Consider the following 23,675-nt stretch of genomic DNA (forward strand, 5'->3'; position numbering starts at 1 on the left):
GGATCGCCGCCAGCTCGAGTCGGTAGGAGTGCAGAGCTGGCACGACTCGCCGGGGTCGGCGTCTCCTGGTACACGTGGCTGGAGCAGGGACGCGACATCACGGTGTCGGCGGAGGTGCTGGACGCCGTCGGCGCGGCGCTGCGCCTGTCGGGCCCGGAGCGACGGCATCTGTATCTGCTCGCCGGTCTCAATCCGCCGCCGCCGGGCCCGGCGCGTGACGCCGAGGTCACCCCACAGTTGCGCCGACTGCTCGACGCTTGGGGAGCGCGGCCCGCCGTGCTGCGGGACCGCTACTGGAATCTGCTCGCGGTCAACGACATGGCGCGCACCGTCTTCGGATTCACCGCCGCCGACCACAACTGCCTGGTCTCCTTCTTCCGCAACCCCCGGTATCGCGGCATGCACGTGGCTTGGACCGCGATCGCGCCCGCCGTCGTGGCCGCTTTCCGCGCCGACGCCGCCTACGCTCCCGACGATCCGGAATTCGGCCGGGTGTTCGGCGAACTCAGCGCCGCGAGCCCAGAATTCGCCCGGTTGTGGGCCCGCCACGACGTGGACGCCGCCGTCCAGGCCGTGAAGGCGGTACGCCATCCCGACGCCGGCGACCTGGTGTTCGACACGACCACCCTCGCGGTGGCCGACCACCCCGGCTGGTTCCTGGTGCTCTACAACCCGCAGCCGGAGAGCGCGGAGCGGGTGGAGGATCTGATGCGCGTCGCGCTCACCGCCCCAGGGTGACCGCAGCCTGGTGGCGCCACACCTAGGTGGACTGGACACTGTTCGCCCGCCCGGACCTTCGGCACGCTGATTCCCATGACGCACAACATCTCCCGATTCGGCGGCAAGATCGCACTCGTCACCGGCGGCTCGAGCGGCATGGGGCTGGCCACCGCACGACGGCTGCTCGCCGAAGGCGCACAGGTGGTCATCACCGGCCGGGACAAGGCCAGACTGGACGCGGCGGTCGACGCACTGCGCGGCGGCGACCGGGTCCTCGCGGTCCAGGCCGACGCGGCGCGCTCGGCCGATCTCGACGCGCTCACCGCCGCCGTCCGCGACCGGCACGGCCGATTGGACGTCGTGTTCGCCAACGCGGGCGTCGCGTCCTTCCGGGCGAACGCCGAGATCAGCGAAGACGAGTTCGCGCGCGTCGTGGACATCAACTTCAAGGGCGTGTTCTTCACCGTCCAGAAGGCGCTGCCGCTGCTTTCGGTGCACGCGGCGATCGTCATCAACGCGTCGTGGACCCTGCACCGCGGCCTGCCTGGCGCGTCGCTGTACGCGGCCACCAAGGCGGCCGTGCACAACCTGGCCCGCAGCCTCGCGGCGGAGCTGGGCCCCCGAGGGATCCGGGTGAACTCGGTGAGCCCCGGCTATATCGAGACTCCGATGTTCCACGACAACGTCAGCCCCGACGCGCACACCGCCGTGCTCGCCGAAGTGGCGAGCCGCCGACTCGGCACCGCCGAGGACGTGGCCGACGCCGTGGCATTCCTCGCGTCCGCCGAGGCGTCCTACGTCAACGGGCAGGATCTGATCATCGATGGCGGTTTGGTCGCGGCCATTTCCCGGGAAGTGATCTGACCGGACCGAACCCCGTCACGGGCGGGAACCCGTTCGCGTCGCATTGACTCGATGATGGCTTTCCGGATGGGCCGCCAGAGCAGGCCGAGTTCTGCCGGGGTGCGTGGGTCGGCGTGGCGGTGGTCAGGCGTACCCCGCCAGGTTCGGCGCACGTCGGGCATCGGTCTGCCCACGTTATCGGTCACGAGTTATTCCGCGTGCGCGGTCTTGTCCGTGTCCGGTGCCGCCACGCGCCACGCCCGGCGCGTGACCGGGCGGCTGCCGCACCGCCGCTTGTGGGTGCTGCGCCTGTCCCAACCACAGAAGTCGTTCGACCTCCGACAGACGGCCTTTCTCGTCCAGCTCCTTGAACGCGGCGTTCCTCGCCTCGTCCAGCGCCTTGAACGCCGCTTCGCGTTCCTTCTCGGCTGCTGCCGCGCGTGCCTCGGCCGCTTCGCGCTCCACCGTGGCGGCGTCGGCCGCTTCGCGGGCCGCTTGTTCTGCGGTGTCGGCGGTTTCGCGTTCCTGGTACTGGCTGGGTACCGGGAATTCCTGCGCCACCCGTTCGGCGGCTTCTCGTTCGATGCGTGCCCGCTCGGTTTCCGGCGTCTGGCGTGCCTGCCGGGATCGCTCGGCCTCTACACGGGCTTGCCGGTCGCGTTCGACCTGATGCGGGGCATCCGCCCGGCCACGCGCGGCAGCTTCGCGGAATTGCTGGATCTTCCGGAATTTTTCGGCTCGTTCTTGCGCCCGCACGATCTGGCGAATCTTCGCCAGCCGTTCCCGCGCCCGATCGGCCCGTTGCAGCTCGTACGGCCGGATCAGTTCCAATTGTTGAGATACCAGCGACTGCCCGAGCTGCATCGCGCGAAGTGCATCCGACCTCGAAACTACTTCGTGCTGAAACCTGCCCGGGAACTCCTGGGCTATTTCGCGCATGTATTCGAGGACGGAGCGTGGCACCTTTTCCCCAGAAACAGTCTCCCATCGGCTTTGGGTAAGTATTCCTGCCTGAAGTGCCGTGCGTTCAGTCTTCAGTTGCCTGAGCGTTTCTCGCTCGTTGACGCGTCCCGATTTCCGTTCGACACCGTTTGCGCCCCTGCCCTGAGTGCGTGCGGAATCTAGTACGCGAACACTCTTTCCGATTCTGATTGCGAATTGACGGACCCAGCCGCGTTCGCGAGTCTCGCCCCGGATCTGCGCTCGTCCCAGTTCGAAGTACAGGCCCTTTTCATAGTTGGTCAATCGCCGCCGGATGGCATCGTACTCATCGGGCACTGTCGCCCCCCACTTACAGTCGAATCAGGCAGGTCTACCGGCCATGCGAATACTGTATTCAACCCCTTTGGGGCCGAAATTCTCCATGAACAACTCTTCCGCCAGTGATATCAGCTCACAGCCGAGACCACTGTCAGAAAAGTGCACAGCGGGTCCGAAATCGGAATACAAAGGAGCACCGGAGTCCGGGCTATTCGTCCATGTCATCCCAGCATGCCGCCGCACGCAAGCTTCACCCAAAAATCGAATGAATTCATCTGCGACTTCCCGGTTCTCCGGTGAAAAAAATCTTGCGCGGTCGTGGAAGCGACTCTGTGTGGCTTCCAAGATTTGCAACGTCAACGGCGGTTTCCACCACGAATCCGTGTATGCGGCGACTCCGGGAACTGTGTCGGATAAGAATTTCCGAATGGCCGATTCCATGCGTTCCGGCGCAACCCAATCCAAGTACGCCTCCGTTGCGGCGTCGAATTCGATATCAAAACCCATTTGGTCGTCGTCCACTGGCGAAGCCTTCCCCTCATGCGAGCTGTCTCGTGTCGCGGTTTCGAGCACTACAGTGTCACGTCGGTACGTGTCGCCGGGCAAGCGGTGTGCGGAGGCGGGGTGTCGCCATCATCGCTCGACATACAGCCGCTCACAGGGCATCCGGGGCAGCCGGTCGGTTGCGCCGCTGGCGACGGCTGCGGCGTCGGTGCAACGGCGGACACTCTGGTCTTACAGGAACACCAGGGCCGCAGTCAGGCACGCCACGTAGTGCAGCTGGTGGCCGCGCATTCGCACGATCAGGTGCACGTCGGGTTCGTCCGGCAAAGGTGAGGTCATGCCGTGCATGGAGTGGTGCGGTTCGTCTGCGGGTTGCATGGGAGCCTTTCGTGAAGGGATCACCCTGGTTTGAATGCTGCTGTAGCGCAATAAATTCGGCGTGTCGGGGGAAGGCTGGCGGGCGGGTTCGGTTGGGCACACCGATGGAGTCCCGTCCGCGCAGCCTTCCCCTTTGGGTGCCCCGGCGCGTGGCGCGCTTCCCTGTGGTGCAAAGGGGCCAGGGGGACGCGCCTTTCGTGCGGGGCGGTCTGGGTGGTTCAGGTGTTGTTGAGGTGCTGGCCGATGATGGCGGGGATCAACAGGTCCAGAAAGGTGATGTCGTCGGCGGCGGGAATGTTGTCGATGATCGGATCGAGTACCGGTGCGGCATACAGGCGTCCGGTGTGCGGTGCGGCGGCAGCGCGGGCGCTGCTGATCAGTTCATAGACCACCATCGCCATCACACGGACACGGGTCGTGTCGCTCATCCCGTCGGGCACCGCGTCTGTGGTGGCGGCTACCAGCGTGCCGATCACGTCGGTAAGAACGTCGAGTTCGGCGTCGGCGCGCTCGGCGTCCTGGTCCCCGGTCACCGACCGGCCTGCGGCGGCTGGGTTGGCGGCGGCGCAGGCTGGGCGGCGGGGTCGGGATAGCGGGTGGGATCGAACACCACGCGGATACCGATCCACGGGCATTTCTGCCCGCCGAGCGCGATGTCCATCGGGGAATCGTGGTCGGCCATGCGACCGCGAACCACCGTCACCATCTGCCCGAAGCAGTTCATCGACGGGCATTTGACCGACAGCATTTCGCCGGTCTGGTGGTGGAAGGTGAACAGGCCGCATTGTTCGACGGTGATCCACGGCCCACACGCTGGAGCGCACCCGTGCGGCACCACAGTGTTGGTGTGTTCAGGCATACGCCATCACCCGCCCTCGATGCCGCACACGCTCGGCGACGCATCCCCGGATCGCCTCGACCACAACCCGGCCGGATGGCCGGTAGGCATCGCGGGGCGGGTGCACCCACGCCCGGAACAAACCTGGCCGCTGACCCGGACCGGGCAACGCGATCTCGCCTGCACGCAGGATCGACACACCCAACCGCGACATCTCCGCGAACAACCGAATGTCCTCCGGCAGATCCGGCCCGGTGAGGAAAGTCCACCGCTGCGAACGCGGATGCGTCAGTACCGGCCCGGATTGCTGGCCCGTGCGGTGCATCCACGCTTTTACTTCCGAGCCGATGAACGCAGGCATCATCACGCCGCACACCCGGCCCGCGCGTAGCGTGATGCGCCCCAGGTGCGGCGGATGGACTTCGGCAGGCAGGTCGCACACTCGCCGATAGAAATCGCATACCAACAACGGTGTGTCCTCAGGCTGTTGCTGTGAGTTCACAAGCGTCTCCCCTCGCTCGAACGATTGGCTTGCACCCGACGCCGAGGCCAACCGCAGGCTACTCGTAATCCGGCAACCGGCAGGGTTGGGATGAAGAACCGGCAGCACCCGGCGTCGGGGCCTATTCAGCGTCAGCGCTCGGCTCAATGGCCACAATGGCAGTAGTGAGCAGCGGCGTTGCAAACTACTAATTCGGAAATCTCTCGAAATCAATTGAGCCCACGTACCGTTGGCATATGGGCGCACAACTAGGGGACCGCCTGCGCAGTATTCGTAAACGGCGTGGGCTCACTCAGGCGGAGCTTGCAGAACGTTCCGGTGTATCGGTTCAGCTGGTCAGGCTTCTGGAGCAGGGTGGTCAGGAATCGACGAGAACTGAGACGGCGCGTCGGCTGGCGAGTGCACTGCGAGTCGAAACATCTGCGTTGATCGTCAAGCCGGATGCGGCCGATCCAGACGTGACAGATGTCGAGTTGTGGGCCGAGGTCCGTCAGGCGCTGGCTGGTATCTACCCGGCTGATGAGTTCAGCGAGCCGCCGACCGTCGCCGGTGTCAGTGCGACATTCGCTGAGGTCAAGCCGCTATTCCGTGGTGGTCGGTTCACAGAACTCGCTCCTCGGCTCGTACCGATGTTGCGCGACGCGGATTACCTGGTTTCTGCTGCGGATTCGGGTACCACCGATGCACGCAGACTACGATCACGGATTCGCCAGATGGTGGCATGGCAAATGTGCCTGACCTGGCAGTTCGACGCCGCAGACCACGCCATCGCCTTGGCACTCGATGATGCCCCCGACCTTCGTGCTGCTGCGCCGTTGGCAGATGCGGATTGCTGGCGCTGGATTCGCAAAGGCGATCTGGCCAAGGCGCGCGAGGTTGCAACTAAGTGGGCGGACGATCTCGAACCGCGCCGGATCTCGAAGGCATCACGGGAAGACCTCGCCGGTTGGGGACTGATGTTGCAACGTGTCTCCACAGCGGCGATACGTGACAACCGGCCTGGCGAGGCAGAAGACGCGCTCGCGTTCGCCCGCGTAGCCGGGATGGCGATCCGTCACGGTGAACACGACTCCAAAGACGGCCTGCTGCACGCATTCGGCCCGGTCACCGTGCAGATGTTGGCGGCAGAGAACGCGATGGTCGTCGACAAACCGCAAGTGGCGCTGGCGATCGGTGCGCAACTGGCGGGGACGAAGTACCCCCTGCCGTGGCCGTGGCAGCGTCATCGGCTCGACATTGCGGCAGCACACGCGGCTATGCGGCAGTACCCGGAAGCGCTCGCCGTGCTTCAGCAGATCCGGCGGGAGCTGCCGGAATGGCTTGTGAAACAACGGTTTGCGCGTGACATCCTCGCAGGAATGATCGAGAAGCGGAGGACGCTGACCGCAGAGGTCCGCGAACTGGCGGACTTCGTGCAGGTCCCATACTGAAGCGGTTGGTGAGTCCCGGGTACATCGAGACCCCGATGTTCCACGACAACGTCAGCCCCGCCGCGCCGCCGCCGCGCTCGCCGAAGTGGCGAGCGGCGGTTGGGCATCGCCGATGACCAAGGAAGAGGACGCCGAAGACTTCGACTTCTCCCGCTCGACGGCCAACCGGCACTTGGCTTTCAGCTACGGCCCGCACATCTGTCCCGGCGCGCCCAGCTGCGCCACTTCCTCCGCACCCCTAGGGCCAGATCACGCCGAAGGACGTCGGTCTGCCGACAGTGGGCCGACGGCGGTCGCCCGTGCCTGCGGCGAGCGGATCGCGATACTCACCGAGGTGACGTCAGCAGGCGACGACTCTCAAGATGACTCCCCGTAGTAGGTGGCGATCGCGGCGGCGCGGTGGCGAAGGGAAGTGCGCAACGACTGCGGGGCCAGTGCTTCCGCGTCTGTGGTGAGCTGCCACAGCGCCCATTCGGCGTGTCGCGAGTCTTGGAAGATCACCTCCAGCCGCAGCCAGCCGTTTGTGTCGGTTTCCTCGGCGCGGACGGCCAGTGCGGTGCTCACCAGTTCCTCCCGCCGGGCTGGGTTCACCCGTACCAGCACGGCGATTCGGTCTCCGCCGGTCCGAAACCGCGTGCTGCGTTCCTGCCACGCCCGGTCCAGGTCGACCCGGCCCGGTCGCTGTGCCGGTTCGGAGAGTTCCTTCGCAGCCAGCACCCGCGACAGCCGGTAGGTGCGGTCCGCGCCAGATCTGGTGGCCAGCAGGTAACCCTGGTCGCGAACGATGACCAGGCCGATCGGGTCCACCGTGCGCCACTTCGGGGTCCGGTCCACGGCCGCGTAGTGGATGCGCAGCTTGTGTCCGGCGAACACCGCGCGCCGGATCTCCGCCGATATGGTGTAGGGCACTTCCTCAGCGATCAGCCGACGCGACAGCAGATCGGTCTGCGGGTCGACGAGCAATCGCTCGGCCACGTCAGCCGCGGTGTCCCGATAGCTTTCGGGTAGCGCATCGATCACCTTGAGCATCGCCGAAGCAAGCGCCGAGCCGAGGCCGAATGCCTGCGCGCCGCGACGTGATCCGGCGATCAGCAGGGCAAGCGCCTCGTCGTGGTTCAGCCCGGTGAGCTCGGTCCGAAACCCGGGTAACAAAGCGTAACCGCCGTGTCGGCCGCGTTCGGCGTAGACCGGGACACCGGCCGCGGACAGCGCCTCGATGTCGCGCAACACGGTGCGGGTCGACACCTCCAGCTCGTCGGCCAGCTCGGTCGCAGTCAGCCGACCGCGCTGGCGCAGCAGTAGCACCAGCGAGACCAACCGGTCGGCGCGCATACGAAACTCTAACGAATACACGACACAGGATGTCGTGATTCGCTGGGAGGCTCAGCACCACGGCGTCATGGACAGCGGCTACCGGGCCGACAGGACGTACGTACTTCGAAATCGAATGGGAGCTGATGTGGTAGTCGAACGAACGGCAGTCAACCCGGTGACGTGGTCGGTGGAGATGGGATTCAACCAGGGCGAGCTCGTCTGCGGCCACACCCGGACCCTGTACTGCTCCGGGCAGACCGCGATGAGCGGCGACGGCAAGCCCCAGCATGACGGTGACATGGCGGGGCAGTTGGCGCTGAGCCTGGACAACCTGGAGGTCGTGCTGGGCGAGGCCGACATGTCTCTCGCGAACCTCGTCCGGCTCAACGTCTACACCACCGACGTCGATCTGCTTTTCCAGCACTACGGTGTACTGGCGTCGAGATTGGGTGCTTTCGGGGTGGCACCGACCACCACGATGCTCGGGGTCACACGGCTGGCGATACCGCGCCAGTTGGTCGAGCTCGAGGGAACCGCCGTCGCGTGATGCCGCCTCCGGCGTGCACTTGACCGCCGGGAACTGGTCCGACCGGCCCGTGCCGCATCAGGTGTGGGAATCGGTTTCGCGGCGCACGGATTCGATGATGGCGTCCCGGATGGGCCGCCAGCGCAGGTCGAGATCGGCCAGCGTGCGGGAGTCGTCGGTCGGCGTGGCGGTGGTCAGCAACCACGCCGCCTCGTAGCTGAGGCCCGCGCTGATCGGGAGGAATCGGGCGGCGGCGTCGGTGAGCCGTCCGATTCCCAGCAGGGCGGCCTTCGGCACCGGTATCCGGCGGATCCGTTGCCCGGCAGCGCTTTCCAAAATATCGACGATCTCGTCGAAGGCCACCAGGTGACCGCCGCACAGATAGCGCCTCGGTCCGAGACCGGGGCGCATGACGGCGGCGTGCACGGCGGCTACGTCCCGGACGTCGATCATCTGCATCCCGCCCCGGATTCGCGGAGCGACGCGGGCTCGCAGGATGGCGCCCCAACCGTCGGAGGTGATCCCGGCCTGCGCCCCGAGACCGGGGCCGACGACGCTGGACGGATAGGTGATCACCACCGGAGCGCCGGTGGCCTGCAACGCCCGCGCGATCCGATCGGCGGCCGACTTGGTACGGCCGTAGGCGCTGCGACCCGGCGCGGTGGGGCTGTCCGGCGTGATGACCGGATCGGGGCTGGGAAACAGTGCGCTGTAGCTGGCCACGTGCACGATCGGGTCCAGCCCGAGCGCCGTCGCTCGGGCGAGCACCATCGCAGTGGCGTCCGCGTTGACTTCCCACATCAACTGCTCGCGCCGGTTGTCGGTGCCGACCACGCCTGCCGCGTGCAGAACGGCGTCGCATCCGACGAGCAACTTCTCCACGGTCTGCGTGTCCCTGATGTCACCGGGCAGCACGGAGAGCATGTCCGGCCTGGCGTCGAACATGCCGACCACCGCGGCGAGGGACTCACTCGGATGGACCAGCAGAACGACCTGATGCCCGTCCCGCAATAGTGCGGAAACGGTGTGCGCACCGAGATAGCCGGTGCCGCCGGTGACCGCGATTCGCATACGGCTACCCCTCGTCGCTTCCGGTCGTACACGCGCTCGCCGCTCGGGCCGCCGAGCCGGTATCAGCCGGTATGTCTTTCGGTCCGCCCATCTCATTCCTTCGTCACCACGGGTTCCGCCGTCCGGTCCACCGCCGCCGCGCCCACGGCACACGCGACAATGGCCGCACATCGGAAGCATCGGTACAAATTCGATGCCAGTGGCATCGTAATGGAGGTCAGGAAGCGGCATGGGCGAAACGGCGCAGGATTCGCAGTCGGCGACCCGGAGCGCGGGCCGGCCCCGGGACGAGTCGGTCGAGCAGCGCGTGCTGGCGACCGTGCGGGAGATGCTGGTCGAGGTGGGTTGGGACGAGTTGAGCGTGCGGGCGGTGGCGGCACGCGCGGGGGTCGGCCGGGCGTCCATCGGTCGCCGCTGGCAATCGAAGGCCGAACTGGTGCTGCACGCCGTCCTCGGTGAGACGCCGGATCTGGGCCCGTTCGAGGGAACCGATCGGAAGGGATGGATCGAGTGGGTGCTGCGCGGCAGCCGGGAACTGTTCGCGCGGGACGATGTTCGCGCGGCCGTGCCCGGCCTGCTGACCGCGCTCGATCGCGATCGGCAATTGCGCGACCGGCTGTGGGCCGGATTCAGCACCCCCGCGGCCGCGCTGTTCGCCGCGGGCGACACCGAATCGCGTGCGCGATCCGAACTGGATGCCAGGGCCGTCATCGCGCTGGCGGCCGGTGCGGCGCTGTTCCTGGAGTTCGTCGCCGACGGTGACGACACCGCGCTGATCCACCGGCGCATCGGCGAGCTCCTGCACCGCGCCGTGCTCGAGCACTGAGCGGCACGAACCGCCGGAAATCCGGTTGACGTCGCGTTCGGTCCGCTCAGTACAGTGGGCCGGTGATTCGCACCGCCGCGCTGGCCCATGTCCGGGATCGCCGCCTGCTGCAGGCGCGCTCGGTGGGCAAGGACGTCTTCTACATGGCCGGCGGCAAGATCGACCCGGGCGAGACGCCCGAGGCGGCATTGCACCGCGAGGTGCGCGAAGAACTCGGCGTCGGCGTCGTCGCCTACGACGAACTCGGCGTGTTCCGGGCCGAGGCGTACGGGCACTCCCCTGGCACCCAGCTGCACATGACCTGTTTCACCGCGGAACTCGACGGGGAGCCGCGACCCACCAGCGAGATCGCCGAACTGCGCTACTTCACCGTGCGCGAGTACGCCGCCATGGACCACGTCGCGCCCGGCTCGATGCTGGTCTTCCGCAGGCTGCACGAACTCGGCGAGGTCGACTGGTAACTCACCGAGAAGGCCTGATACACAGAGGTTTTCGGGAAGAGCGAGCTGCCTGCCGCATCACGCGCCGTTCTGCTGCGGACCGCGCAGAAAACGACCGACAGCGGTCTCGTCCAGAGCGAGCGCCTTGACGACCGCCGCCGCGCCCACGATCACCATCGACAGGACGAAAAGCCAACTGACCGTGGTGAAGGCCAGGCCGAGCGGACCGAAGTGCGCTTCGGCGTTCGCCGTGGTTCGCGGCAGCACCACCCGCCCCACCGCGTGCATCGCGGTCAGACCGGCCGCAGTGAGCACTCCGGACACCCACAACGGCCGCCCGGTCAGCGCTCCCTTCGTGAGCAGGAAAGGCGCGACCGTCCAGACGCAAGCCCAGACGACCAGCTCACCCGCCAGGGCGAGCGGTCCACCCGCGTACCGGATTCGCGTGAGCTCCCTGGTCTGCCCCACCAGCGCCACCGCGATCGCGACGGCGAGCAGCGCGGCGAGCCAGCGCCACGCATCGCGGGGGCCAAGGGTCGGCACCTTCCATACCGCCGCGTAGACGCGAGCGAGCGCGCGCGCGAACGAGGTCCCGCCGAGCACGACCATGAGCAGTCCGACCACGCCGAAGGCCGCCAGCGTCGGATCGTCCGAACTCGCGCCGGTTTCGGCGCCCAGCGAGCCGGAATCGAACCCGAACTGGTCGTTGATCGTCTCCGCCGCCGCATGCCACCCGCTGAAGACGGACGCGGCGATGATCACCGGCAGCACCGAGGTGAAGATCTGCGCAGCGAGCACCATCGACCGATCGACGATCTGGACCTCCGCCAAGCCATCGATCATCCGGCGCACGGTGCGGCCCTGGGGCGTTCCGCGCAGCCATCCGGTCGCTGCCCGGCTCCGTGCCAGCGAGACTTCCCGGGCCAATGCCACGGACAACTTCACCGACCGCACCGCGATTCACTTCCTCTGCTCATCCGGCCGCGAAGGGCCGATTCGTGCGACTGGTCCGCTTCGTCTCGACGTCCGGCCCCTCCCGAACCGGTCGTCGCCCGGCCGGGAGAACTCCCGCATTTCGCCGAATCGACGCTACGCCGCGCTCATGGCGACTCGCGCACATTCCGGCAACAATTGCGCCGCTCGTGACCGGGAAATGCGGCGACCCGCGAAACGGCACTCCGGGGCCGCGTGCCTGTGCAAGGATCGAGTGCACCGACAGCATTGGACAGACGTATGCGTGCGGGCCTGTTCCCGGGCAATTCCACGCATCGCACCGAATGGCGCATACGGGATTTCTCCACCGAAACAGGAGTAGGCAGATGATTTCCAAGAAAAGCGTCAGTGGAATCGCCGCTGTGGCCGTCGCGCTGCTCGTGACCGCGGCGTGCGGGTCCGACGACGGCTCGAATTCTTCGGCGACGACGACCGAGCAGACCCACCCCCTGCGCAGCAGCCTGGCCGCGACCGCGTCCTCGGCAGTGCGTTCGGGCCTGAACACCGCGCAGCAGGTGATCCAGGACGCGATCAACGCGGCGCTGGCCGCCGCGCCGATCACCTTCGACAGCGGCAGCTCCGACCTCAGCGGGACGGACGTCGCCACCATCAAAGTGGTGGCGGTCCCGTTGAAAGGCAACGACGCCAAGGTGGAGATCACGACCTACGCCGAGGACGAGAACCCCGCCACCGCCAAATCCGTCGCCAAGGCCAGGGGCGACAACATCGCGGCGGAACTCGAGTCCGCGGGCGTCGAGAAGTCGCGCATCACCGTGAAACCCCAGGGCAACCCGACCGACCAGAACATCAAGGTCGACGAAGCGAAGATCGAGGTGGTCGGCAGCTGACCGTATTGCCATCGGGCCGGGTCCGGCCCGATGGCGCCGGGCTCACACGGCGGTGAAACGAGTCGGCAGCGCCGCCAACCCGCGTATCACGACATTCGGCTTGTACGGCGGCGTGTCCGACAGCGCCTCGATGTCGCGAACCTTCCGCAACAGCACCTCCAGCAGCACTTCCATCTCCAGCAGCGCCAGCGGCGCGCCGAGGCAGTAGTGGATCCCCAGGCTGAAGCCGAGATGCTTCTTGGCCGGGTTCATCGGGTCCGCGTACCGGGCGACGTCGATGCGATCGGCGTCGGCGTAGGCCGCGTCGTCGCGATTGGCCGAATTGATCAGCACCACCACGCCTTCGCCCGGCTCGAAGTCGTGCCCGGCCAGCGTGATCGGGCGGGTCGCGGCACGCGTGGTGATCTGGACCGACGGTTCCAGGCGCAAGAGTTCGTCGGGCGCCGAGGCGACCAGTTCCGGTCGCTTGCGCAGCGTATCGATCGCCTCTGGGTTGCGCATCAGCTGCAACGAACCGGTGCCGATCAGGTTGGCCGTGGTCTCGTGCCCGGCCACGAACGTGGTGATGCAGGTGGCGAGCAGCTCCTGTTCGGTGAGCACGTCCCCGCGATCCTCCACCTGGGACAGCGCGCTGAGCAGGTCGTCCTTCGGGTCGCGGCGGCGCTGGTTCAGCAACTCGCGGAAGTAGCCCATGAATCCACGCGAGGCCGCGCTGCGCGCCTTCAGCGCCTCCTCCGGCAGCGTGTGATCGTGGTCGAAGCCACGCGCCAAATCCTGCGACCACTGGTGGACCTGGTCGTAGGCCTCCGGCGGCACCCCGATCAGCTCGCACGCGATGATCAGCGGCAGCGGGTAGGCGATCATCTCGACGAGGTCGAATTCGCCTGCCTCCATGGCCTTGTCGACCAGTTGCTCGGTGAGTTCCTGGATTCGCGGACGCAGCCTGGTCACCATGCGCGGGGTGAAGCCCTTGGTCACGAGGTTGCGCAACCGGGTGTGGTCCGGCGGCTCCATCCACAGGAACGAGGTGGGCAACTCCTCGGGCGCGTCCTCCGGCGACACCGTCGGATGCATCATCGCCGCCTCCTCCGCGTGGCTCCACGCGGTGGTCGACAGGACGGCGGCGCAGTCCTCGTAGCGGGTGAGCACGTAGTGGCCCAAGGGGGTCTGGTGCAGGCGGCCCGCCTCGCGCAGCACCCGGGCCGGGCGGTAGGGATCCGGTCTGCCTTCGGGGCCGAAGAGCTGGATCAGGGCGGTCTGGACGGCGGAATCCTGTTCCGCGACAGCCGTACCAGCGGTTGACGAGTCCATGTCGAGTGGTTCCTCCTGTGCGGAGCACCGACGCCGGTCGATGCTGCCGGTAGTCGAAATGGGTCAGCGATCGGAAGGGATGGACGGCCGCGGGTCCGGCGACGGACCCGATGCGCGAAGGGGTCCGGGACCGGTGGGGCGGATGTTCGGTGCGGCCGCGCGGGCGCCGCCGCGCAGCAGTACTCGTCCCGCCATCGCGGGGTGCAGCAGTGCCGTCGGCGGTTCGACCAGGTTCGCCACTCGCAGAAAGGTCCTGGACACATGCGGGTCGACGTGGGCTGCGCGATGCACGCGGGCCACATAGGCGTTGGTGAGCCGCGTGCGCACCGTGCGCGGCCCCACCACCCCCGGATGCGCCAGATCCGCGCCGGCCGACAGTTGCCAGGCGACGTCGAGCGCCTTGTCCGCCGCCGCGTAGAACCTCGCGGGGAGATCGGGCGTGGGTCCGCCGGAGCGCAGGCACGCGCGCAGTGCCGCGGCCTGCTGGGCGGCGACCGCCATGCCCTGGGCGTAGAGCGGGTTGAAGCTGCACAGCGCGTCGCCGAGCAGTAGGAAGCCATGGGGCACCGCGGCACGGCGCCGGTAGGCCCTGCGCACCGGAGCGCGGAAGCGGTGCGGCACCGCGTCGCCGACCGGTTCGGAGCGGGTGATCAAATCGAGGATGTCCGGCGCGGCGAGGGAGGCGGCGAACCGGGTGAAGCCGTCGGGGTCGGTGGGCGGGTGGTCACCGAGTATCCCGGCCAGCGTGACGTGCCAGCGGTCGTCTTCCACCCGCACCGCGCCGCCGCCGCGGCCGTTGGCCCCGGTCGAGATGATCACCGAGGCGTGCCCGTCGAGCTGGCCTTCGAGGCGGCGGTAGAACCGCGAGGAGTAGCCCAGATCCACCTCCAGCCGCTGCTCTGCGGGCGGCTCGGCGCCGAGCGCGGTGAGCCACACCGGCGCTCGCGTGCCGCGTCCGGTCGCGTCGACCACGAGGTCGGTGCCATGCGTCTCGACGCCGGAATCACCCGACACCGACACGGCGCGCACGCCGTGCCGGTCACCGATCAGGCCGCGCGCGGTTCCCGCCACGAGCCGCACCTGAGAAAGCCGCGATATCCGTTCCCGCAATAACGATTCCAGCAGAGGCCGGGTCGCGATCAGCGAGGTGAGCCCGGTGGCGGCCGGCGCGGCCCGCAGCCCGCCCACGTGCCACCTGGTCGCGACCAGCGCTTCGGCGCGGGTAGCGCCGCGCGCGGTCATCTCGTCGGTGAATCCGGGCAGCAGTTCCTCGATGACGGTGCGGCCACCATCCAGCAGGCCGTGCAGGTGTCGTGCCTGCGGAACGCCTTTGCGCATGCCCTCGACGTCGAAGCCGTCGCGCTCGAACACCGTGACCCGCGCGAAGTGGTCGGCCAGAACCCGCGCCGCCAGCAGCCCGGCGACGCCCGCGCCGAGCACGACGGCGTGCCGTGCCCCGTTCACAACGTCACCGGCAGCGACACGATGCCGCGGTGGATCAAGCTCGGCCGGTACTCGATCGCGTCGGTCGCGGGCGCCAGTTTCGGAGCCCGCGCGAGCAGCGCGCCGACCGCGGCTTCGGCCTCGATCCGCGCCAGCGGCGCGCCCACGCAGTAGTGGATGCCGAGGCTGAAGCCGAGATGCTTGCGCGCGGGATGGTTTCCGGCGTAGCGGGTGACATCGAAGCGGTCGGCGTCCGGATAGACCCGGTCGTCCCGGCTGGCCGACGCCGTGAGCACCACGACTCCGTCGCCCCTGCGGAACCGGTGTCCGCCGACCACGGTGTCGGCCAGCGCTACGCGAATGGTGAACTGGGTGGGCGCGTCGTAGCGGAGCATCTCGTCCAGCGCGGGCGCGATGAGGTCGGGCTGGTCGCGCAGCAGGGCGAGCTGGTCCGGGCTGCGCAGCAGCGCGAGCATGCCGTTGCCGATGAGGTTGATCGAGGTCTCCATCCCCGCCACCAGGGTGAGCAGGGCAATGCCGATCACCTCCGGCTCGGTGAGCTGGTCGCTGTCCGCACTCGCGGCAACCAGCGCGCTCAGCAGGTCCGGCGTCGGATTCTCCTTCTTGCGCTGGACCAGCCGGGCGAAGTAGCCCATGCACTCCACGGCCGCGGCGGTGCGGGCCGCCACATCCTGCGGCCCGAGCAGCGAATCGGGGTCGCTGCCGCGCGCGATGGCCAGCTGCCACTCCCGGAACTTCGCGGCGTCGGCCGGGTCGGCGCCGAGCAACCGGACCGGCACCATCGCCACCGCCAGCGGCACCGCCAGGCCGTCGAGCACGTCGAGTTCGCCGCGGACGAGCGCCGCGTCCACGATCTCCCGCACGACCTGCCCGGCGACCGGGGCCATCTCGGCCATCAGCCGCGGGGTGAACGCCTTCGCGACGAGCTTGCGGTAGCGGCCGTGCTCGGGCGGATCCATCCGGACGAAGGAACCGGGAATCGCCGCCGTGGTGTCCCGGAACGGACTGATGCCCGCCGCGTAGCCGTGCCCCCAGTCCGCGCCGGTCAGAATCGCGGCGCACTCCTCGTAACGGGTGACCAGCGTGACCGGCACATCGCCGAACGCGAACGGGAAGAGCGCCGCCGCGTCCCGCACCCGCCGGTAGGCCGGATACGGGTCGGCGCGCTCGCTCGGATCGAAGGCGTCGAAGGTGACTTCGGCGGGCGTAACGGTGTTCATCGGGCCTCCATCCGGACACGCAGTTGCGACATGCCGCGCACGACCACGTTCGGCCGGTACAGCGGTTCCTCGAGCAGGGACATGGACGCGACCCGGTCGGCGATCGCCCGTAGCACCACGCTCATCTCCAGCCGGGCCAGCGGCGCGCCGAGGCAGTAGTGCAGGCCGAGCCCGAAGGACAAGTGCCGCTCGGCCTTTCGCCCGCGCGCATACCGCGCGATGTCGAACTCGTCGGCCCGCGCGAATGCCGCGGGATCGCGGTTCGCCGACGCCAGCAGCACGATCACCGCCTCGCCCGGCGCGAAAGTCCTTCCGGAGACCGTGATCTCGTCGTGCGCGGTGCGTGTGGTCAGATGCACCGGAGCGTCGTAGCGCAACACCTCGTCCACCGCGGGCTCGGACAGCTCGGGGTAGCCGCGCAACCGCTCGAACTGCTCGGGATTGCGGATGAGCGCCAGCACGCCGTTGCCGATCAGGTTGACCGTGGTCTCGTGCCCGGCGACGACGAGGATCAGCAGCGTGCCGAGCAATTCGGTGCGCGTCAGGCGCGCGCCCGCGTCGTCGGCTTGCACCAGCGCGGTGATCAAGTCGGCGCGTGGAGTGCGGCGGCGCTGTTCGACCAGGTCGCCGAAGAATTCGAGAAAGGCGTGCACGGCGGCGGTGCGCGCGTCCAGCTCCTGTTTCGACAGCAGCACGTCGGGGTCGAGGCCGCGCGCGATGCCCGCCGAGATCTCCCGCACGTGCTCGTGCGCCTCGGGCGGCACGCCGAGCAGTTCGCACACCATGGTCAGCGGCAGCGGATAGGCCAGCGCCTCGAGCAGGTCGACGTCCCGCTCGGCGAGCATCTTCGCCATCAGGTCCTCGACCAAACGCTCCGCGCGCTCGCGCATACCGCTGACGGTGCGCGCGGTGAACGCCTTGCTCACCAGTCCGCGCAGGCGGGTGTGCTCCGGCGGTTCCATCCAGAGGAACGAGCCGGGCAGTTCGACCTCGCTGTCACCGTGCAGCAGTTCCGGTTCCTCGGCGTGGCTCCAGCGCGGGTCCTGCATGATCGCCTGCGCCTCGTGGTGGCGGGTCACCAGGTGGGTGTCGTGCGGGCCCGGCACGAACGGGGCCGCCGCGCGCAGTACGTCGTAACTGCCGTACGGGTTGTGCCGCATGTGCGCGGCGACGCTCTCGACGACCGCCAGCTGAACCGGGGTCGATTCCTCGACCGCGGATTGGTCGGAACTCACCGGCGACTCCTGGGTAGAAATGGACGCGGCGCGGAAAAGGGCATAGCATCCGCCGGATCGCTGCGGACAATTCCGGGACGCGGGAGAGAATTTCTCGTCCATCGTGGTGCGCGGCACCGGCGCGGTGTGGCGGCGATTACCCGTTCCTATCGGGCCATAGCCGAAATACTTTATCGCGCAGTGCGATCGGATGATCGGCCTTGTTTATCGCCGACGTCAATTCATAACGAGTTCAATGCGCCGTCACAATTCGCTGTTTCCGTGGCGGACATGAATTCCGCGGATTCGGCCGGGACCCTGCACGGTCGCCTCGCCGAGATCGCCGCCGCCCATCCCGCGGTGGCCGCCACGTTCTGGTCGCTGCCGGAAACGGTGGACTACGCCGAGCTGCACCGGCGGTCGCTGGTCGCGGCGGCGGCGCTGCTGCGGCGCGAGGTGCGGCGCGGCGAACCGGTGGGCATCCTGAGTCCGAATGCTCCCGAGTTCCTCACCTGCCTGTTCGGTGTGACGGCGGCGGGCGGCGCCGCGACTCCCCTTCCGCTGCCCGCAGGCGCCCGCGCGGCGAGCGGCTACCCGCAGAAGCTCGCCGCCATCGTCGCGGCGGCGGGCATGCGCACAATTCTGGTGTCGCATCGCTTCGCCGACCTGGCGGCACTGCTCGGCGACACGCTGGATGTCGAATTGATCGACACCGCAGCACTTCTCGCGGAGGACACTGCGACGGCCGACGCTCTTCCCGAGCTGTCGAGCGACGATCCGGCCGTCATCCAGTTCACCTCCGGCAGCACCGCGACACCCAAAGGCGTTCGCCTGACCCACCACAACGTCCTCAGCGGCCTGGCATCGATCCGCACCGGCATCGATCTGAGCCTGGACGATCAGGGCGGGTTCTGGCTTCCGCTGTTCCACGACATGGGCCTGTTCGGCACGCTCTCGGCGATTCTGCGCGGCATCCCCGCCCACGTGTGGTCCCCGCTGTCGTTCGTCAAGGACCCGGCCCGCTGGCTCGCCGACTTCGCCGCCAGCGGAACCACCATCACCGCGATGCCCAATTTCGGCTACGAGGCGCTGCTGGCCGCCGTGCCCGCCGAGCGGGTGCGCGACTACGACTTGAGCCGCTGGCGGATCGCGTTCAACGGATCGGAACCGATCTCCCGAGATGTCGTCGTCGCGTTCTGCGAGCGCTTCGCCCCCGCCGGATTCCGACCGGCGACGATGTTCGGCGTCTACGGCATGGCCGAAGCGACCCTCGCGGTCACCTTCCCGCCGCTGGGCCGCGCGCCCGTCTTCGAGTGGGTGGATCGCGCCGCACTGTCGGATGGCGCGATCGCACAGCGCGTTCCACCGGACGCCTCGGGTGCTCGGCCGGTGGCCGGAGTGGGCTCGCCGGTACCGCGTATGCGGGTGCGCGTGGTCGACCCCGACCGGCACCGTGACCTGCCCGACGGCAAGGTGGGCGAGATCCTCATCCAGGGCGACGCGGTCACCGGCGGATATCTCACCGCCGACCCCGCGCGCGTGTCCGGTCTGTTCGCCGACCGCTGGCTGCGCACCGGCGACCTCGGCTACCTGAGGGACGGCGAGCTTTTCGTCACCGGCCGGTGCAAGGACATGATCACGGTGCGCGGCGTGAACTACTACGCCCAGGACGTCGAGGCGGCGGTACGCGACCTCGACGGCGTGTACAAGGGCCGGTGCACGGCGGCGATCGACCCGCACGGCGCGGACGTGATCGCGCTGATCGCCGAATCCGAGCGCACCGGAGCCGACGCCGACGCGCTGACCGAGGCGATCCGCGCCCGGGTCTCCGCCGAACTCGGCCTGGCCGCGGTCCAGGTCCACCTGGTCGCGCCGCGCAGCATTCCCCGTACCAGCAGCGGCAAGCTCCAGCGGCTCGCCGCCCGCGATCTCATCACCCATCGCAGGTAATCCCGACCGAACCGGAGCCTTTCGTGCACAGCTATGACGTCTTCCGCCACTACGAGCGCCTGCATTGGAAGCTGGCCGACCTCGATCTCGACGCCGTCGACGCGACCCTGGTCCGTCCCGAGTACATCACCCTGGCCAAGAGCGCGACGATGGGCGAGTCCAACGTCATCGCCGCGGTGCACGGATTCCTGAACGAGTTCGTCGACGACTACGACTTCTCCACGTTCGCGGTGGTGTTGGGCTACCAGGAAGTGCAGCACCACTACGCGTTCCGCTCCTGGCTGAACGCGCTCGGCGAGCGCGTGGACGACAAGGCCGTCGACTCGATGCGCGAGCCGTACGCGCCGGGCACCACTCCGTCGGCGACCCTGGCCACCAACATCATCTCCGAGCTCACCGTCAACCACATCTACCGGGCGGTGGCGAACTGGGTGGAGGAGCCCGTGCTGAAGGGATTGCTGCTCAACGCCAGTCGCGATGAGGCGGGCCACGCGCGCGAGTTCATCCACTACGCCACCGAGCGGCTGCGGCGGCGGCCCGAGGAGCTGCCGTCGGTGCTGGAGACCCTCTACGTGTACAGCTCGGAGGCCAAGATCAAGCACCCGGTCAGCACGTTCAAGGCCGGGATCAGCGAACTCGGCGACCACGAGACCATCGACACCGGCTTCGACCTGTTCCTCGAGCAGGTCGCCGCCGAGGGCGAGCTGGATGTCCTGCACGACAAGGTCCGGCGCACCTTCGCAGGCATGACCGGACTCGACCTGTCCAGCAACGCCAAGGTTCGCCGGGCCCTGGCCGACGCGATCGCCTAGCGCCATGGACCGCGACAGCGCTTTCGACGACACCGGCCACGGCGGAGTGGACACCGTCCGGGTGCCCTGGTCGGTGATCCCGGACTACCGCTGCTTCGGCTGCTCGCCGCACAACATGACCGGCCTTCGCCTGCGGTTCACCCCGCATCCGGACGGGTTGCAGGCCCGGTTCCGGCTCGGGCGCGAGTTCGAGTCCTACCCGGGCGTCGTGCACGGCGGGTTGATCGGCGTGATCTGCGACGAGGTGATGGGCAATCTCATCGTCCTGGCGCGCCACCACCCGGCGTTCACCGTCACCCAGCGCACCCGGTTCCTCACCCCGCTACTCGTCGGACGCGAATACCACTGCGTCGCAACGCTGCCCGGCGACGAAGGAGACCGCCCGATCCGGGCGTCCGCGGAGATCCGCGACGCCGACGGCCTCGTGTGCGCCGGCTCCACCGCGGCCTACCAGCCGTTCGCGCTCGACGACGTGCGCCATCAGCTCACCCTCGGCGACGACGAGGTCGCCGCGCTCTCCCACGCACTGTCCACCGGCACCGCCCTCGCCCCGAACGGAGTCGAGTCATGACCACCACCCACACCGCCGACGACATCCTGCGCACGGTCACCGGCATCGCCACCGCCGAGACCGGCATCCCCGAGACCGAGCTGCGCCCCGACCTGGACCTGCGCGGCATTGCCGGCGTCGACTCGGTGCGCGTGCTGCGCATGGTCGCCAAGATCGAGCGCACCTACGACATCGAACTCGAGGACCAGGACGTTTTCGGCCTTTCCTCGTTGAACGACGTCGTCACCGTGGTCGGCAAGGCGCTGCGCGAGGCGGCGGCGTGACCGTCACCGACCAGCCGGTCACCGCCGACACCAACCAGCACTACGACCTCGACCCCGACATCTTCGGCCAATTCCTCGACCCGCTGCGCAAATACAGCTCGGCGCTCTACGAATCCGAGTCCGACACCCTCGAGCAGGCGCAGCGGCGCAAACTGCGGTTCGTGGCCGACCGGCTCGGGCTGACCGGCGGCGAACGCCTCCTCGATGTGGGCTGCGGCTGGGGCTCGCTGATCCTGTTCATGGCGGCGGAATTCGGCTGCGAGACAACGGGTGTCAGCCCGGCGCCACGCCAGCACGAGTACATCGCCGAGCAGGCCCGCGCCCGCGGTCTCGCGGATCGGGTGCACACCCGGGTCGGCCACTTCGAGCGGATGGAACTGCCGCCGCGCGGTTTCGACGCCGTGACGCTGCTCGGCTCGATCGTGCACATGCCCGATCTCGGCGCGGTCTTCCGCCGCGCCCGCGGGGTGCTGCGGCGCGGCGGCACGCTGTACGTGTCGGAGAGCTGCTTCCGCAACGCGTCCGCGCGCACGGCGTTCGACGCCAAGGCCGGAACCGAGTTCGTGCGCGCGGACATCTTCGGGTGGGGCGATCTGCGTCCGCTCTCCGACCTGGTCACCGCCGCCGAGGACGCGGGTTTGTCCGTCATCGCGGTGGACGACCTCACCGAGCACTACCGCCGCACCATCGACGACTGGATCGCGAACGTCGACGCCGCCGCCGAACGCATCGACGCGCACGGGCCCGGCTTGGCCGCGAAGCTGCGGCACTACCTGGAGATCGCGAACGCCGGATGGGGTTACACCACCAAGCATTACGCGCTGACCTGCCGTAACGCCCGCTGAGCCGCAGGAGCGACAGATGAACATCGAATCGGCGCTGATTCCCGTCGACGAAGTGGTCGCGGCCGTCGACGGTTTCCTCGCGGCCTCGCCCGCCACGCGCGCCTGGGACGTGGAGACCGCCTTCGACTGGTCCCGCGCCGACGCGGGCCGCCTCACCGAAGGCCAGCGGTCCGCGGTCCAGTTCGTCACCCTCATCGAGGACCATCTGCCCGGCTACTTCGACGTCTACCACCGCTATTTCCCGGTGGACGACACCGTCGACCGGGACGCGTTCGCGCACAACCGCGAGCTCTACCACTTCACGGTCCGCTGGGCGCTGGAGGAGGACACCCACGCACGCGCGCTGAGCCGCTACCAGGTGGCGTCCGGGATGGCCGAGCGCGGCGCCCTGCGCGCCGAGCTGGCGATCGAGGGGCAGAAACCGTTCGACCTGCCCTACCGGCATCCGGTGCAGTTCTTCGCCTACGCGCTGGTGCAGGAGAAGGCGACGCAGATGTACTACCAGCACCTGCGCGAGGTGGTGAACGATCCGGTGCTCGGGGCGGTGCTGGCGCGGCTGTCGCGCGACGAGGCGCGGCATTTCAGTTTCATGGCCGACGTGGTCGGCCGCTACCTGCGGGTGCACGGCGACGCCGCCGCGGAGCCGATCCGGGAGGTGATCGCCACCTTCCGCATGCCCTTGGCCGACACCATGCGCGGCTACTGGCGGTGGGCGCTGAAGATCGCCGACGTGGCCTCCTACGACCACACCGAGGCCTACGAGCACCTGGTGAAGGTGATCGACCGCGCGGTGGACGCCCGCAGCGACCGCCTCGACGAATTGGTGCGCTTCATCGACGAATGCCGGTCACTGGCCTGAGCTTCGACACCGGACGGCCCGGCTCCCGATCGTGTTCCGGGAGCCGGGCCGTCCGCTGCGCTCAGTGTTCGGGCTGCAAGACCAGGATCGTGGTCGAACCGTGCGCGATCAGCTTGCCGTTCGCGTCGGTGATCCGGCCCTCCGCCGTCGCGGTGCGCCGCCCGACGTGCACGGCGTTGGCCTCGCAGGTCAGCCGGGAACCGTCCAGAGTCACCGACCGGATGAAGTTCACCTTCAACTCCAATGTCGTGTAGGCCACGCCGTCACCGAGTTCGGTGAAGACGGCGCTGCCCATCGCCGTGTCCATCAACGTGGCCAGCACACCGCCGTGCACGGTGAACATCGCGTTGATCGTGGCCGGGTTCGGGTCGAGGTAGTACCGGGTGTAGCCGTCGCCCGCGGTCTCCAGTCGAATGCCCAGAGACGCGCCGACGCCTAGGTTCTCGCGAAGTCCCCGCTCGAAAACCGTGGTCAGTTCGGTGACACGGGACGCGACGGTTCCGTTGGCGTGAGTGTCGATGCTGGTCATGGCTCTTCCTCCCTGCGAACGTTGCCCCGCTATTCGACCAGCGCCCGATGAACGCCACCCGACGGCATCCGCTTGCATACCGACATTCGATCGGGTGATAGGACACTTTTTCGCAGCGAATCCGCCGCATCGGCACCGTCCTGC

General features: G+C 68.2%; 26 protein-coding genes. 13 read left to right on the forward strand and 13 right to left on the reverse strand.

The genetic code is table 11. The features are described from left to right. The first annotated feature begins 36 nt into the window (after positions 1–36). Positions 37–738, forward strand: coding sequence for a helix-turn-helix transcriptional regulator (locus ABZW96_RS19735; protein WP_355076708.1), 702 nt, complete (start codon positions 37–39; stop codon positions 736–738). A 75-nt stretch (positions 739–813) separates the two neighbouring features. Next, positions 814–1,584: a glucose 1-dehydrogenase gene (locus tag ABZW96_RS19740; RefSeq protein ID WP_355076489.1), complete on the forward strand. Its 771-nt coding sequence runs from the start codon at positions 814–816 to the stop codon at positions 1,582–1,584. A gap of 174 nt (positions 1,585–1,758) precedes the next feature. Here ABZW96_RS19740 and ABZW96_RS19745 read toward each other — a convergent pair whose 3' ends face one another. The 5 genes from ABZW96_RS19745 to ABZW96_RS19765 all read right to left on the reverse strand — a co-directional run bounded on the left by ABZW96_RS19745 (position 1,759) and on the right by ABZW96_RS19765 (position 5,045). Then, a complete protein-coding gene (locus ABZW96_RS19745) occupies positions 1,759–2,841 on the reverse strand; it encodes a hypothetical protein (protein ID WP_355076491.1) in 1,083 nt (360 codons plus the stop codon). A 24-nt stretch (positions 2,842–2,865) separates the two neighbouring features. Further along, positions 2,866–3,345 (reverse strand): hypothetical protein, encoded by a 480-nt coding sequence (locus ABZW96_RS19750; RefSeq protein WP_355076493.1) that lies wholly within the window; start codon positions 3,343–3,345, stop codon positions 2,866–2,868. A gap of 578 nt (positions 3,346–3,923) precedes the next feature. After that, the gene (locus tag ABZW96_RS19755) at positions 3,924–4,238 is read right to left on the reverse strand and encodes a hypothetical protein (protein WP_355076495.1); all 315 of its coding nucleotides are present in this window, start codon (positions 4,236–4,238) and stop codon (positions 3,924–3,926) included. Beyond that, a complete protein-coding gene (locus ABZW96_RS19760) occupies positions 4,235–4,564 on the reverse strand; it encodes a hypothetical protein (RefSeq protein WP_355076497.1) in 330 nt (109 codons plus the stop codon). Before ABZW96_RS19760 ends, ABZW96_RS19755 begins: the two co-directional genes overlap by 4 nt. Further along, entirely contained in the window at positions 4,557–5,045 is a 489-nt protein-coding gene (locus ABZW96_RS19765) for a DNA-directed RNA polymerase subunit beta (protein ID WP_355076499.1), read from the reverse strand. Before ABZW96_RS19765 ends, ABZW96_RS19760 begins: the two co-directional genes overlap by 8 nt. 236 nt (positions 5,046–5,281) lie before the next feature. On the opposite strand from ABZW96_RS19765, the gene ABZW96_RS19770 reads away from it, so the two are divergent. Beyond that, the gene (locus ABZW96_RS19770; RefSeq protein WP_355076501.1) at positions 5,282–6,475 is read left to right on the forward strand and encodes a helix-turn-helix transcriptional regulator; all 1,194 of its coding nucleotides are present in this window, start codon (positions 5,282–5,284) and stop codon (positions 6,473–6,475) included. Between the two features lie 357 nt (positions 6,476–6,832). On the opposite strand, the gene ABZW96_RS19775 is transcribed toward ABZW96_RS19770, so the two are convergent. Further along, positions 6,833–7,807: a WYL domain-containing protein gene (locus tag ABZW96_RS19775; protein WP_355076503.1), complete on the reverse strand. Its 975-nt coding sequence runs from the start codon at positions 7,805–7,807 to the stop codon at positions 6,833–6,835. Between the two features lie 175 nt (positions 7,808–7,982). Between ABZW96_RS19775 and ABZW96_RS19780 the strand changes: the two genes are divergently transcribed. Then, positions 7,983–8,336 carry a RidA family protein gene (locus tag ABZW96_RS19780; protein ID WP_355076710.1) on the forward strand — a complete coding sequence of 118 codons (354 nt, stop codon included), beginning with the start codon at positions 7,983–7,985 and terminating at the stop codon, positions 8,334–8,336. 57 nt (positions 8,337–8,393) lie between these two features. Here ABZW96_RS19780 and ABZW96_RS19785 read toward each other — a convergent pair whose 3' ends face one another. Further along, a complete protein-coding gene (locus tag ABZW96_RS19785) occupies positions 8,394–9,386 on the reverse strand; it encodes an NAD-dependent epimerase/dehydratase family protein (protein ID WP_355076505.1) in 993 nt (330 codons plus the stop codon). A 229-nt stretch (positions 9,387–9,615) separates the two neighbouring features. Between ABZW96_RS19785 and ABZW96_RS19790 the strand changes: the two genes are divergently transcribed. Next, on the forward strand, positions 9,616–10,212 hold the full coding sequence (locus ABZW96_RS19790; protein WP_355076507.1) for a helix-turn-helix domain-containing protein: 597 nt from the start codon (positions 9,616–9,618) through the stop codon (positions 10,210–10,212). 62 nt (positions 10,213–10,274) lie between these two features. Further along, the gene (locus tag ABZW96_RS19795) at positions 10,275–10,673 is read left to right on the forward strand and encodes an NUDIX domain-containing protein (RefSeq protein WP_355076509.1); all 399 of its coding nucleotides are present in this window, start codon (positions 10,275–10,277) and stop codon (positions 10,671–10,673) included. Between the two features lie 57 nt (positions 10,674–10,730). Here ABZW96_RS19795 and ABZW96_RS19800 read toward each other — a convergent pair whose 3' ends face one another. Next, positions 10,731–11,606 (reverse strand): hypothetical protein, encoded by an 876-nt coding sequence (locus ABZW96_RS19800; RefSeq protein WP_355076511.1) that lies wholly within the window; start codon positions 11,604–11,606, stop codon positions 10,731–10,733. Between the two features lie 365 nt (positions 11,607–11,971). On the opposite strand from ABZW96_RS19800, the gene ABZW96_RS19805 reads away from it, so the two are divergent. Continuing rightward, complete coding sequence (locus tag ABZW96_RS19805; protein ID WP_355076512.1) at positions 11,972–12,493, forward strand: OmpA family protein; 522 nt, start codon at positions 11,972–11,974, stop codon at positions 12,491–12,493. A gap of 42 nt (positions 12,494–12,535) precedes the next feature. On the opposite strand, the gene ABZW96_RS19810 is transcribed toward ABZW96_RS19805, so the two are convergent. The 4 genes from ABZW96_RS19810 to ABZW96_RS19825 all read right to left on the reverse strand — a co-directional run bounded on the left by ABZW96_RS19810 (position 12,536) and on the right by ABZW96_RS19825 (position 17,723). Next, positions 12,536–13,804, reverse strand: a complete 1,269-nt coding sequence (locus ABZW96_RS19810) for a cytochrome P450 (RefSeq protein ID WP_355076514.1) — start codon at positions 13,802–13,804, stop codon at positions 12,536–12,538. Between the two features lie 63 nt (positions 13,805–13,867). Continuing rightward, positions 13,868–15,268 carry an FAD-dependent monooxygenase gene (locus tag ABZW96_RS19815; protein WP_355076516.1) on the reverse strand — a complete coding sequence of 467 codons (1,401 nt, stop codon included), beginning with the start codon at positions 15,266–15,268 and terminating at the stop codon, positions 13,868–13,870. Continuing rightward, positions 15,265–16,488 carry a cytochrome P450 gene (locus ABZW96_RS19820; RefSeq protein WP_355076518.1) on the reverse strand — a complete coding sequence of 408 codons (1,224 nt, stop codon included), beginning with the start codon at positions 16,486–16,488 and terminating at the stop codon, positions 15,265–15,267. Before ABZW96_RS19820 ends, ABZW96_RS19815 begins: the two co-directional genes overlap by 4 nt. Next, entirely contained in the window at positions 16,485–17,723 is a 1,239-nt protein-coding gene (locus ABZW96_RS19825; RefSeq protein ID WP_355076520.1) for a cytochrome P450, read from the reverse strand. Before ABZW96_RS19825 ends, ABZW96_RS19820 begins: the two co-directional genes overlap by 4 nt. Before the next feature lie 270 nt (positions 17,724–17,993). Between ABZW96_RS19825 and ABZW96_RS19830 the strand changes: the two genes are divergently transcribed. From ABZW96_RS19830 to ABZW96_RS19855, 6 genes are read left to right on the forward strand one after another with little or no spacing between them, the layout of a single operon-like run. Then, positions 17,994–19,652: a fatty acyl-AMP ligase gene (locus tag ABZW96_RS19830; RefSeq protein ID WP_355076522.1), complete on the forward strand. Its 1,659-nt coding sequence runs from the start codon at positions 17,994–17,996 to the stop codon at positions 19,650–19,652. 23 nt (positions 19,653–19,675) lie between these two features. Continuing rightward, positions 19,676–20,464, forward strand: a complete 789-nt coding sequence (locus tag ABZW96_RS19835) for a ferritin-like domain-containing protein (RefSeq protein WP_355076524.1) — start codon at positions 19,676–19,678, stop codon at positions 20,462–20,464. A gap of 4 nt (positions 20,465–20,468) precedes the next feature. Beyond that, a complete protein-coding gene (locus tag ABZW96_RS19840; RefSeq protein ID WP_355076526.1) occupies positions 20,469–21,035 on the forward strand; it encodes a PaaI family thioesterase in 567 nt (188 codons plus the stop codon). Beyond that, a complete protein-coding gene (locus tag ABZW96_RS19845) occupies positions 21,032–21,298 on the forward strand; it encodes an acyl carrier protein (protein ID WP_355076528.1) in 267 nt (88 codons plus the stop codon). Before ABZW96_RS19840 ends, ABZW96_RS19845 begins: the two co-directional genes overlap by 4 nt. Beyond that, positions 21,295–22,143: a class I SAM-dependent methyltransferase gene (locus tag ABZW96_RS19850; RefSeq protein ID WP_355076530.1), complete on the forward strand. Its 849-nt coding sequence runs from the start codon at positions 21,295–21,297 to the stop codon at positions 22,141–22,143. Before ABZW96_RS19845 ends, ABZW96_RS19850 begins: the two co-directional genes overlap by 4 nt. 16 nt (positions 22,144–22,159) lie before the next feature. Continuing rightward, positions 22,160–23,002, forward strand: a complete 843-nt coding sequence (locus ABZW96_RS19855; protein ID WP_355076532.1) for an acyl-ACP desaturase — start codon at positions 22,160–22,162, stop codon at positions 23,000–23,002. A 61-nt stretch (positions 23,003–23,063) separates the two neighbouring features. Here the strand turns inward: ABZW96_RS19855 and ABZW96_RS19860 are convergent, their stop codons facing one another. After that, positions 23,064–23,531 carry a PaaI family thioesterase gene (locus ABZW96_RS19860; protein ID WP_355076534.1) on the reverse strand — a complete coding sequence of 156 codons (468 nt, stop codon included), beginning with the start codon at positions 23,529–23,531 and terminating at the stop codon, positions 23,064–23,066. Positions 23,532–23,675: the final 144 nt, after the last annotated feature.

Origin of the sequence: Nocardia sp. NPDC004168, from assembly GCF_040610355.1 — a bacterium.
Taxonomy (GTDB): Bacteria; Actinomycetota; Actinomycetes; order Mycobacteriales; family Mycobacteriaceae; genus Nocardia; species Nocardia sichangensis.